The organism is Rhodococcus sp. FH8 (genome assembly GCF_019266085.1).
Classification (GTDB): domain Bacteria; phylum Actinomycetota; class Actinomycetes; order Mycobacteriales; family Mycobacteriaceae; genus Rhodococcus_F; species Rhodococcus_F qingshengii.
Window position 1 is genome coordinate 95350 of record NZ_LPNQ01000080.1, and the last position, 11856, is coordinate 107205.

The following is an 11856-nucleotide window of genomic DNA, read 5'->3' on the forward strand; positions in this document are numbered from 1 at the left end:
CGTCGTGGCTCCCGTGGACGGAATTTGTCGTGGTTGTGGGGTTGATGGGGGTGCTGGCGATTGGGGAGCGGCGGGATTCACCTTCACTATGAGCGGGTATCCGACCTGCGCGTGCCTGAGTGCTCGTTTTGTGGCGTTGAACTGGGGTGATGACACGTCCCCGGTTTGTGGTGGGTGTCGGTGAGCTGCGCACTCGGCTAACAGCGGCGGCGTTTAGTCGGTGAGCACCAGGAAGGAAACTTTTGCTTGGCCGGTCCGCGCGAAGGTGGCTTCGTTGATCAGCTCGCTCAGGGCTTGTGCGCCATAGTTCGCCATCCGTTGGGTGGCCAGCGGTGTTCGTCCGCGTGCTGTCACGACTTTTCCGGCGAAATCAATTGTGTCGGTGATGGTCAGGGTTGATTCGTAGTCGGATGTGTTGCCGCCGTAGGTGTTGACGATTCTGTCCGCGACGAGGCTGACCGTCTCTTCGGAGAACGGGAAGCTGGCGACGATTGTGGGAGTGATGTCTGCGAGATCGCCGCGCGGAACGGATCCGTGTGGTTCGGAACTGAAGGCAATGGCTAGTGATCGGGTGAAGACGATCGTTTTCGTCCACCACAGCGAGCCCACTACGACAACCATCACGGTGAACACGATCAGTATGCGATGGCGATTGGCGTAGCTCCTCATTGGTTAGTTGTACCGCGCGCAGCCCGGTGCCACCGCTGAACGTCCAAATACTGCAGTCGCGTTTATCTGGCCTGTTCGCGAGTTCGGTAGTGGCACAGTCGGGCTCGGTTCTGGTGACGTCGACGCCATTGGGATCGTGTGAGGACGTGGTCGGGGTTTATGCGTTTCCTGCGGGCAGGTTTGCGCCAGATCTCGCTGTGTTGCTCCTTGGCGGCCCTGGTTCGCGTGAGATTCGGGACTACCGGTCATCGCGACCCGCTGGTGGCGTTGTGGTTGTCGTAGCGGCAGATATGTTCTACGGCGAGAGAGACTATTGGGAGGACAAGCATGACTGCCGAGGGCTGGGAGAAGCTGCAGGCCGCGATTCCGGATCTGGTGGACGTCGACTTCGACGATGACGCCGAACCGATCCAGATATCGCAATTCGTCCGCTTGCGTGACAGTGGTACCGGCCGCGACATCACGGTCTACGAGAACGGCGGTGCAGTCGAGGCCACGCTCACGATCCCGTCGGATCCGGATGCCGCGCAGCAGTTGCTGAGCGTGCTACAAACCCAGCCGGTTTGGTTTCAGACCTCCAACGAGCAACGCTTGGAAACCAGCCGGTGGAGCCCGACCCATTCCGAACCCAGCGAACTTCGGGAGATATCGGCTTCGGTCGTCGCCATCATGCGCGACGGGCTCGGGATGGAATTCCAGCGCATCCGCTACACCGCCGGTGACGAAACCGGATACGACACCGGGCCGTGGGCCCTGCGCAACCTGTTGACTGCCGAACAACCGACGAAGCGTGGCGCACCCGACCGATGCACCGACTGGACGGATTTCGCCGAGCGACTGGAATGGGTGGTGCGCATTATGCCCGGCTACGACATCGTGACCCTCGATGCCCCTGCGGTGAAAGACCTCGGCTCGATCCAATTCCAGCAGGACAACGGGAGATTGGAGGCGAGCATGATCACGGCGGACACCGTTCCCGGTTCCGGTGGCCTGGACCTTCGGCTGCGGGCACTCGGCTGGCGGGTAACAGAAGGACCGGGAGCCCCCCACGTGGAATGGCTGTACGGCCCGTTCAGTTCATCCGCCGGTTTCGTCGACCGACGCCTCGACCGAATCCCACAGCTCACGGTCGACACCTTCCGCACTGTGCACGGCGTCAACAGCCCACAAGACCTCGCCGTCAGCGGCCATGAGGAGACCGTTGTCAACGGCCACCAGGCCCATATCAGCAGAGAACTCGGCATACCCTGCCTTCCGTATACTCTGACTCCCCCGTGAGAGGCCTGACGCAGCGACGGCGTAGGTATCCGACCCACAGTGGGGCACCGTCTCTCGGCGGTGCGCACCTGGCTCAAGTGCCTCGCGAACTCGGAGACGTGCTCTAGCCGTGACCCGCGCCTAGGTCGATGCTCAAGCGCATCATTGCGCACGAAGCAACGGAACGCTTCGATTGCGATCAAGGCTGATAGCGCTTAGTGCAGTTAAGAGCCTTCGAGTCGAAATGGGACGGAGTCAGAGCCATCGCCACCACCGGCACCAAACTGCCGCCACTGTGGTCGCGCAACGGCAACAACTAACGCCTCGTTGCCCGAGATCGTCGACGCACTCCGCGCCGTGCTCGACCACCGCGAAACCGTCCTCGACGGCGAGATCGTCGAACTCGGACCCGACGGTGCGAAAGAACTCTCGCCGCGACACCGCCTCTCCGGGTAGCACAGTAATCAACACCGAGCACTGGACGGACTACCCCGTGATCAGGACATTCGACGAGCCGAGGGCAGTGAAAGTCGACATCGGCCGGGCGCTCCCGCTCGGACGTGGGGGAGCATCGCGCGCTGATCATGTGAGCATGCGCGTGAAAACGTCCGCCCTGTACATGTCCGGATACCTGGACGGTATTTTGAAATTCTGGGCGATAATGCACGACGGGCAATGGCTGGCCGGAATACCGTGCGAGTCACCGATGCCGGCAGAACCAATCTCGTCGAGATCGACATGCTCGTGACCGCTGACGCCATCACCGAAGTGCCGTCGGTCGGCTGAGACTTGTTCAGCGTTGAATCCTGCAGCTTGGGTCGTGTCCGCTGGCACTGATGTCGCTGGTTCGCCTTGGTGGATGTGCTTCCTACACTTCGATGGGGCGATTCGGGTGTGGGCCTGTGGTTGGCGCGCTGATATCTGTGCGCCATTGCCTCGACCGCGGTGAGTGGGTAACGCAGCTGTCTGTCGAAGTGGGAGGGGCAGCTGCGTCGCGGGTTGCAGATCGTCAAGCCGCGGCCCTCGACGGCTCGTTGCGGTAACGCGACAGCCGGCCGTCGGTTCCGGTAAGCCGCCAGGACCAGAGGGTGAGCCGGGTGCGCATTCCGTTGGCGTCGGCGAGGCTCCGGACGTCTGCGCAGGACTCTGCAAGGAGTCGCCGGAAATCGGGGTTGCGCATCGAATAGGTCTCGCGCAGAACATTGCGGGGGATACCCAGCAACGTCGCGTCCTGCCGGCTCGGGACGACGATGGACCAAAACCCTATGCGCATGACTACAGGCGTGGTGAGGCCGAGTGTGAGGCGGTTGAATCGGCTCATGCGCGGAGCGTGATGGCGCAACCATGCATGGGCGAACCCGATGTGACGTGCTTCCTCGGCGAGATGGATCTGCATGATGCGGTCGGTGAGCGGGTGAATGCCACCGCCGCGCATGATGCTCTTCTGGATGTGGTCGATCGGCTCCTCTCCAGCGAGGATGATCTGAAAGAAGAAACTGGGCCACAGCGATCCCAGCGAACCGACCAGGGGGAAGGCCTTGACAAGCCACGTTGGGGCACCGTGGACCTCCGGAGCCACCCGGTTGGTGAACTCCTGAAACATCTGGATGTGGTGTGTCTCTTCGGTGAGTTCGTGCATGAAGTAGCGGAATTCGGGGTTCTCGTTCGCCAGGCCCATCAAGAACTGGGTACCGCCGAGAAGGAGCAGTTGCTCGAACTGGGAGCCGGTCTTTGTTATAGATGCGAGCCGAATCCGGGCAACCCGCCGTTGTTCCTGGGGTGAGAGCGCGCGGTACCAGTCGGTGTGGGACAAGGGGTCGACCGCGGGGAGTGTCCATCTTGGGTCGTCCGCGGGGGCGGCGAACTCGGGCGAATTCCAGGCGATGTCTTTGAACGCCTCGAAGTGGAGCCCTGTCGAGGATGCCTCGGACAGTGTGCGCAGAGTGTCGTGGTAATCGCGATGTTCGTTGACGGTATTGCGCCCCGGAGTTAACCGGACAGATGGCGCGTTACGCCGCGTGCGACGAAGTGTTAGGAACTGCATTTCAGGCTCCTTTGTGGCATCTATCTCAGATGTGCCCACAGTAAACTAAGTGTGACTACGCGTCCACAGTAACTGTATGGGTCTGCACGTCCACGGGTAAGTCCGGAAGGGCGAAAGGGGCACTCAATATCGCACCATGCACGCAGCTCTCGGCATTTGATGGTGGTGTGGGTCCTGCTGTCGAGACGACGGCGCTGGACGTGGTCGACGTTAGTCCGTTGTGTGCATCTGCCGACCTATACGGTGGGATAGGTGCAGGACGAGGTTCTCGCGATCTCGTCACGGTCGGTGTCCCGCTTGATCGGGTCGGAACTCACCTTGCCGAACTCGCGTCCCTGCACCGCGACGACATCCGAGGCGGCGCAGACAGTTGATCATGTGGATCGGCCCGCACGTCTCTCGTCATGCGACGGGGATCCGATGGCCCGTGGTTTTTTGCTCGGATGGCGATCGGTAACAGTGGAAATATCTCACCGGTAACTTTCAAGTTGTGTCAGTTCTCTTTCTTAAGTGACTGTGTAACAACCAGTTTCGATGGAAGTCGCTATCTGAATTGAAATTCTGGGCGGAAATGCACGACGACCAATGGCTCTGGCAGGGGTAACTGTGCGCGTCACCGATGGCGACGGAACCAACAGCGTCGAGATCGACATGCTCGTGACCGCTGACGCCATCACCGAAGTGCCGTCGGTTGGCTGAGACTTGTTCAGTGCCGAGCCCTGCAAGAGCGGAGTTTGCGTCGGGCGCTCCCGGCAGATCGGCGGTGGCCTTCATGGTGTGATCGCGCTCTATACGGCACTGGCTTTAGTGGTGGGTGCTGCTGTCGCGGCGCGCCGTCCTGTGGGCGGCAGGAAGAATCTGGCCGACGTGTTCGGCGGGACCGAGCATGAAGCGGTCCAAGCCGGAACGCGTTGGGCTGTAGACGAGGTGGGCGCCCCAGGTGTGCATCGCCACCGCTGTCACTGACGAGCCGGCCGAACTGATCACCGCGGCTGTGAGGGAGCGGCGAAACGGTGAACGATTGACTGTCGGAGAAACCTCGCCCATTGCTTCTGCTCACGATGCCGCCACATATCCGACTCCACAGGAGTGCTGAGCCGTGCCTCGTTTGGTGAGGCGCTATCGCCTTCACACGATTGGAGCTGCGGAACAGGACATTTTCACGGAGAAACTTTCGCGGGGATAAACGAATCGATTCTGGTCGAACCCATGAGGGGAAACATGACTATCTTCTTCGACATCATGCTCGTACTCTGCGTCGTCTCCATAATAGTGTTTTCTGGATACGTTCTTTATCGCTTGGTGACAGACGAATCGAACCTGCGATAGCCAGTCGCTTCGACGTGTGGGTGCAGCGGGGGCCGATCGTCCTATAGATCCGCACCATCGCAATGGGTTTCAGGGCGAGCCTCGCACGCAAGATGTGATATCCGCGAGTTTCGCCTGAATATAGGCACGCAGCACTTCTTTCTGTGCGATCTTCCCTGGTGCATGGCCTGGACCAACCCTCTGCTCATCGTTTGCCGCGTCAACCGACGTGGACGTGGGGCCGTCTGGACTGGTCGGGTTCGGCGCGACGGAGGACCTCACGGGTTACCGGAGCGGTTTCGCCCTCACCGATGAACAGGAACCGGAGCAGGTACATGATCGGGTTTCCCTCCGTCCACTCGAAGTAGACGTCGGGAATCACGCCGGTGATGTCCCTCGTCCGCAGGAGAACCGCCGCAATGGTGTTGGGGACGGCCGGGCTGTCGACCCACAGAATCCGGTGCTCACCGCGCTGTCGTCCGTGGACGAGGAGGTCGGTGCTGAATTCGGAGGAGTCCGTGACGTTTACCTCGATGAAGATGATCGACTCCGCCTCCGGGATGTTGCTTTCGGCGCGCTGCTGCGATTCCTTCCGCCGATACTCGTCCTCGTCGAGACGGTCGACGTCGTGCGCCACCACAGCGAGATAGCCCTTCTCGGCTGCCTCGGTGATGAATTGCAGCGCGGTCTCGTCGAATTCGACGGAGGTTGCCCGAAGTTCGAAGGCTCGCGAGATCCGGGAAAGGAAGGACACCACCATGATCGCGGCGATGAAGAACGACGCCACTTTCACACCGTCTGGACGTTCGAAGATGTTCGCGATCGTCGTGTAGACGAACAAAACTGCCACAAAACTGAACCCCACGAACAGTTTTCGCTGACCGTGCTTACGAGCGGACAGTGCAACCGCGACGGTCGCCGACGAGATGAGCACGAGGACACCGGTTGCGTACGCGGAACTCTGAGCGTCAACACCGGCGTCGAAGTAGATCGTGACGGTGATGGCGATGACGCTGAACACGAGGACCAGCGGACGCACGGCGCGGGCCCACGACGGCGCCATGCCGTAGCGAGGCAGATACCTCGGAACAAGGTTGAGCAACCCGGCCATTGCCGATGCACCGGCAAACCAGAGGATCAGGATCGTGCTGAGATCGTAGACGGTTCCGAAGATCTCACCCAGATAGTCGTGCGCGAGGAAGGCAAGGGCGCGACCGTTGGCAGCGCCTCCGGGCTGGAACTCGTTTTCTGGGATCAGGATGGTGGTGACCAGGCTCGACGTCAGCAGGAATCCACTCATGATCAGCGCCGCTGTGGTGAGCAGGCGCCGTGCGCCTTTGATGCGGCCGTGCGGATTCTGTTCGGTGTCGTGCGGCTCGCCCTTGATCTGCGGCATGACCGCGACCCCGGTTTCGAAGCCGGACAGGCCGAGCGCCAACTTCGGGAAGACGATCAGCGCGATCAGGATCATCATCGCCGGATTTCCGTGCTCGGTGGTCATGGCGCGTGTCCAGTCGGTGACCAACGACGGCGCGGTCGCGATGTGCCACAAACCTACGGAGATGACCACCACGTTCAAGGCGAGGTAGACGGCGACCAATCCGACCGCGATACCTATAGCTTCGGTGAATCCGCGAAGAAACACCGCGGCGAGGAGTGCAAGTAAAACGAGGGTAACGGCGACGGTGTGTCCGGAGAGAAAGGTTGGAGCAAAAGGATTCTCGACGAGGTGCGCCGTGGCATCGGCAGCCGAGAGCGTCATGGTGATGAGGAAATCGGTGGCTGCGAATCCGAGAAGAACGAGAACGAAGATCTTGCCGCGCCACTTGGGCAGCAGCTTCTCGAGCATGGCGATCGAACCCTCGCCGTGCGGACTCTCGCGAGCCACTCGCCGGTAGACCGGCAGCGCACCGAACAGCGTCAGCAGGATCAACACGACTGTCGCGATGGGAGCCAACGTGCCGGCCGCCAGTGCCGCGATACCGGGTTGGTAACCGAGGGTGGAGAAGTAATCCACACCCGTCAGGCACATCACCTTCCACCACGGGTGGCGCTTCTCCTTCTTCGGAGCCATCCGGTGGGGCCCCAGATGTCCGGCGGGTTCCTCGGTGATGTCCGCGAGCAGCCAGGCCTCGGTGCGTTGTTTCACGGACGGAGCCGTGTTTTCGGCCGGGACCTCGTTTTCGGCGGTGGTCACCACGGCGTCACGGCTTCAGATAGACATCGTTGAGCGTGACAGTCCGCAGGTTTCGGCTCCGGATGATGTCCACCAGTTGCGGATACACGTGGGTCACGGGCAGATAGTTGAGGTGTCCGATCACTATGGCCCCCGGATTGAAGTACTGGTTCGCCATCTGCAGGATGTACTCCTCGGTGATCAACGACGAATCCGACAGTGATCCGTACCAGAGGGTGGGCACGGTGTATCCGACACTCGCGGCCACGGAATCGACTGTCGCGTTGTGCCTTCCATACGGCGGTCGAAAATACGGTGCCGCGTCGATGCCGTAGGTGTTGCGCAGGAAAGTGCCGTTCTTCGTCAGCTCGTCGGCGATCTGCTGCTTCGACACGGATGTCAGATCCGGGTGCGAGAAGGTGTGATTGCCGAGCTGAATCTGCCCGCTCTCGACCAGCGGCCTGAGAAGTCCGGCGTTTTCGGTCCACGAGTTGTATTGCCCGTTGACGAAGTACGTCAAACGGATGCCGGTGTCTTTTGCGAACTGCGTGTAGAGGCGGACGACTTCGGAACTGGCCCCGTCGTCAACCGTCAGGGCGAGCAGATCCCCGCCACCGGGCAGGGCGGTCAGCGATCCGCCGGCGGGCAGGGGCACCCGGGCAGACGGCGGCGGAGGCGGCAACAAGGCAGGTGGGAGATCGGGGACAGGGACGAGGTCTGCTGGTTCGTCGGCTGCGGCGACAGCCGTCCCGACCGAACGTGACGAACAAGCGGTTCCCGTGGTCACCGCGGCGGTTCCGGTCAGAGTTGCTGCTGCGAGGGCACTGAGGAAGCGTCGGCGGTCCACAGGGCGGAGCCTAGAGCAGATTTGCCCAATTCGGACTTCATTCTCAGCGTTCTTTCAGCGAAAGACCAGCCGTGTCCGGTATCGACAGGTTCTGCTCAGGAACGGTGGATAGCGTGTCAGCCGTGGAACCGCGACCTCGACACTCGGCAACCAAGCACAGACGTAAGCGTCAACCGCAGCGGTCGACGCTCTCGGTGGGGCGCAAGCTGGCGGCGGCGTCCCTGTCGACGACGATTCTGGTGGGCGTCGGAATCGGCTGGTACGTGCAGTCGGATCTGACGTCGGGGCTGTACCGATCGGACGCGCTCTCCGCCCTCGGTGACGACGCCGGCAGTTCACTCGACGGGGATACCAACATCTTGTTGATCGGGCTCGACAGTCGCAAGGCGATGGACGGCAGCGACCTGCCGGCAGAGTTCGTCACCGACAAGTTGCACGCAGGGGATAGCGATGTGGGTGGGTACAACACGAACACGCTTATCCTGCTCCATGTTCCGGGCGACGGTGGCAAGGCCAGTGCGGTGGCGATCCCACGCGACGACTACGTCGCTGTTCCCGGCTACGGAATGGCCAAGATCAAGGAAGCCTACGGAATGGCGAAGGCTGATGCGGACGCCAAACTCGTAGCGGACGGTGTGACGGATCCTGCTGCACGAGAACAACAAGCACGGGAAGTCGGAAGACGGTCGACACTGACTGCCGTGCAGAATCTGCTCAAGGTTCCGATCGATCACTTTGCCGAAGTGAACCTGATGGGCTTCTACGACGTCGTCTCGGCTATCGGGCCCGTTCAGGTGTGCCTCAACAATCCGGTGCAGGACGACTTCTCGGGTGCCAACTTCTCGGCCGGGGTCCAGACTCTCGATGCGTCACAGGCACTTTCGTTTGTCCGTCAACGCCACGGTCTGGACAACGGGGACTTGGATCGCACGCATCGGCAGCAGGCGTTCATCAGTGCGGTGATCGCCAACCTGAAGAGCTCCGGCGTCATCGGCAACATTCCGAAGATGACGGCTCTGGCCGACGTGGTGAAGAAGGACGTGGTGATCGATTCTGCCATGGATCCCGTCCGATTCGCTTCTCAGGCAAGCGCTCTCGCGGGTGGGAACATCGACTTCTACACCCTGCCCATCGAGGGATACGAGACCGTCGACGGCCAGGACGTCAACATGGTCGATCCGGCCCGTCTGCGTAGTGAAGTGTCGAGGATCTTCGCAGGAGGTGACTCGGCATCCGCACCTGCGATGGACACCGCGATCTCGACCGGGAACGAAGTTGTGGACATCCGCAACGGAACCGCGACGGACGGGTTGGGCGCTGCATTGGCATCGGAGATGAAATCGTCGGGAGTCGAAGTCGGAGAGGTGAGCACCGCAGCTCCGACGGCAAAGTCGGAGGTCAGCTACGGGGTCGGCGCCAAAGCCGTCGCAGAGGCGCTGGCCGAGCAGTTGGGTGTGGTCGCGGTGCCGAACGATCAGGCAGCGGCCGAATCAGTGTCCGTACTGATCGGTGGGGACAACGCGCAGACCGCGTTCTCGGCCGCTCCGGCGCAGTCGGACTCGTCGGTATCCGCCGGCACCGTTCCCGATACGGGAGCACAGGGATCACCCATCCGGGCCGTCGCGAATGGCGGCATCCCCTGTGTGGACTAATTCTCAGGTAATTCGCACGAAACTCACGCTGACTTCTTCGATCCACGGGTCTACATTGGAGAAGTCGAACTCAGTCGGGTACTTCACCTTTGGAGTACCTGACTGAGATTGCGTAGTTGAAAGGATCACCGACATGGCTACAAGTGCAGCGGTACAGAATCCGACAAGCTCACGCGCCAGGACCATGTCCATGGCGGAGTACATCGCCGAGCATCCCGCGCAGCGCGTTTTCCCGCCCACGAGTGAGCGGGCGGCCAGGATGGCGATGCTCATCATGTTCGCCCTGATGGCCGTCACCCTCGTTGTACTGGTACTCGACGAGGCAGGAATCTTCGGATGAAGGCAGCGGTCTTCGGCTGAGCCCGACCTTTAGTTACTCTTGAGTAATGACTGAACAGAAGAGCTGGAATGCGTTCACCGTCGAGCGCGAAGACAACATCGCCCAGGTGACGCTGATCGGGCCGAGCAAGGGCAACGCGATGGGGCCAGATTTCTGGAGTGAACTCCCCGAAATCTTCGCCGACCTCGACGCCGACCCCGAGGTGCGTGCAATCGTCATCGCCGGTTCCGGCAAGCACTTCTCGTTCGGCCTGGACCTGCCCGCGATGAGCGGTGAATTCGGTGCAGTCCTCGCAGACAAGGCTCAGGCAGGTCCGCGCACCAAATTCCACGACATGATCAAGCGCATGCAGTCGGGCATCAATGCCGTCGCAGACTGCCGCAAGCCCGTCGTCGCGGCTGTGCAGGGTTGGTGCATCGGCGGCGGCGTCGACCTCATCACGGCGGCGGACATCCGCTACGCAAGTGCCGACGCCAAGTTCAGCATCCGCGAGGTCAAGGTCGCGATCGTCGCAGACATGGGCAGCCTCGCGCGGCTGCCCGCGATCATCGGTGACGGACACCTGCGTGAGTTGGCTCTGACCGGCAAGGACATCGACGCAGCGCGCGCCGAGAAGATCGGCCTCGTCAACGACGTTTTCGAAGATGCCGACGCGGTACTGGCCGCGGCGCGCGCGACCGCCAAGGAGATTGCGCTCAACCCGCCGCTCGTCGTCCACGGGATCAAGGACGTGCTCGATCACACCCGCAGCGCGAGCGTGAACGACAGCCTTCGCTACGTCGCAGCCTGGAACGCGGCGTTCCTGCCTTCGCAGGATCTGACCGAGGCCATCACCGCCGTCTTCCAGAAGCGCCCGCCGGTCTTCCAGGGTGAGTAGAAACTGCAAGGGTGAGTAGAAACTGCAAGGGTGAGTAGAAACTGCAAGGGTGAGTAGGAACTGCAAGGGCGAGTAAAAACAGCACAAAAATCCCCGCACATCTTCCGATGTGCGGGGATTTTCGTAAGGCCTGAGAACTCGAGCTCAGTGACCGCCGTTGGCAGCGAGACGCTTGATCGAAGCCTCGATCTCGGCCTCTGCCTCGGCGCGGCCGACCCAGTTGGCTGCCTCGACGTGCTTGTTCGGCTCGAGGTCCTTGTAGTGGACGAAGAAGTGCTTGATCGCATCGAGCTCGAACTGTGAGATGTCACCCAGATCCTGGATGTGATCCCAGCGGGGGTCGCCGGCCGGAACGCAGAGGACCTTGTCGTCTCCGCCGGCCTCGTCGACCATCTTGAACATCGCGACTGCGCGAGCCTCGACGATGACGCCGGGGAAGACCGACTCGGGGAGCAGGACCATGGCGTCGAGCGGATCGCCGTCCTCACCCAGGGTGTTTTCGATGAAGCCGTAGTCGGCCGGGTAGCCGAAAGCTGTGTAGAGGTAGCGATCGAGTTTGACGCGACCGGTTACGTGGTCGACCTCGTACTTGTTGCGCTGACCCTTGGGGATCTCGATGGTGACGTCGAACTCCACGCCGATTCCTCGCTGTCGTGTCGGTAATGATTCGTCGGAAGGATATCGGG

At 61.4% G+C, this 11856-nt stretch carries 11 protein-coding genes; 5 read left to right on the plus strand and 6 right to left on the minus strand.

All coding sequences use genetic code 11. The features are described 5' to 3' along the window. Positions 1 to 213: 213 nt before the first annotated feature. Positions 214 to 669, minus strand: coding sequence for a hypothetical protein (locus tag ATN38_RS27155; RefSeq protein WP_003941153.1), 456 nt, complete (start codon positions 667 to 669; stop codon positions 214 to 216). Positions 670 to 996: 327 nt separating this feature from the next. Between ATN38_RS27155 and ATN38_RS27160 the strand changes: the two genes are divergently transcribed. Beyond that, positions 997 to 1947 (plus strand): hypothetical protein, encoded by a 951-nt coding sequence (locus ATN38_RS27160; protein ID WP_003941115.1) that lies wholly within the window; start codon positions 997 to 999, stop codon positions 1945 to 1947. 306 nt (positions 1948 to 2253) lie between these two features. Beyond that, positions 2254 to 2382, plus strand: coding sequence for a hypothetical protein (locus ATN38_RS27165; protein ID WP_003941138.1), 129 nt, complete (start codon positions 2254 to 2256; stop codon positions 2380 to 2382). 553 nt (positions 2383 to 2935) lie between these two features. Here ATN38_RS27165 and ATN38_RS27175 read toward each other — a convergent pair. From ATN38_RS27175 to ATN38_RS27195, 4 genes are all read right to left on the minus strand, one after another. Beyond that, on the minus strand, positions 2936 to 3970 hold the full coding sequence (locus ATN38_RS27175) for a diiron oxygenase (protein WP_218749044.1): 1035 nt from the start codon (positions 3968 to 3970) through the stop codon (positions 2936 to 2938). Between the two features lie 804 nt (positions 3971 to 4774). Further along, on the minus strand, positions 4775 to 5017 hold the full coding sequence (locus ATN38_RS27185; protein WP_218749045.1) for a hypothetical protein: 243 nt from the start codon (positions 5015 to 5017) through the stop codon (positions 4775 to 4777). Positions 5018 to 5498: 481 nt separating this feature from the next. Next, positions 5499 to 7478, minus strand: a complete 1980-nt coding sequence (locus ATN38_RS27190) for an amino acid permease (protein WP_218749046.1) — start codon at positions 7476 to 7478, stop codon at positions 5499 to 5501. Between the two features lie 4 nt (positions 7479 to 7482). Then, entirely contained in the window at positions 7483 to 8301 is an 819-nt protein-coding gene (locus tag ATN38_RS27195) for a polysaccharide deacetylase family protein (protein WP_218749047.1), read from the minus strand. 122 nt (positions 8302 to 8423) lie between these two features. On the opposite strand from ATN38_RS27195, the gene ATN38_RS27200 reads away from it, so the two are divergent. The 3 genes from ATN38_RS27200 to ATN38_RS27210 all read left to right on the plus strand — a co-directional run bounded on the left by ATN38_RS27200 (position 8424) and on the right by ATN38_RS27210 (position 11170). After that, positions 8424 to 9953 (plus strand): LCP family protein, encoded by a 1530-nt coding sequence (locus tag ATN38_RS27200; protein WP_308256591.1) that lies wholly within the window; start codon positions 8424 to 8426, stop codon positions 9951 to 9953. A 133-nt stretch (positions 9954 to 10086) separates the two neighbouring features. Then, complete coding sequence (locus ATN38_RS27205) at positions 10087 to 10293, plus strand: hypothetical protein (protein WP_218749252.1); 207 nt, start codon at positions 10087 to 10089, stop codon at positions 10291 to 10293. Between the two features lie 46 nt (positions 10294 to 10339). Further along, the gene (locus ATN38_RS27210) at positions 10340 to 11170 is read left to right on the plus strand and encodes a crotonase/enoyl-CoA hydratase family protein (RefSeq protein WP_007727023.1); all 831 of its coding nucleotides are present in this window, start codon (positions 10340 to 10342) and stop codon (positions 11168 to 11170) included. Positions 11171 to 11314: 144 nt separating this feature from the next. Here ATN38_RS27210 and ATN38_RS27215 read toward each other — a convergent pair whose 3' ends face one another. Continuing rightward, the gene (locus ATN38_RS27215) at positions 11315 to 11806 is read right to left on the minus strand and encodes an inorganic diphosphatase (RefSeq protein ID WP_003941181.1); all 492 of its coding nucleotides are present in this window, start codon (positions 11804 to 11806) and stop codon (positions 11315 to 11317) included. Positions 11807 to 11856: the final 50 nt, after the last annotated feature.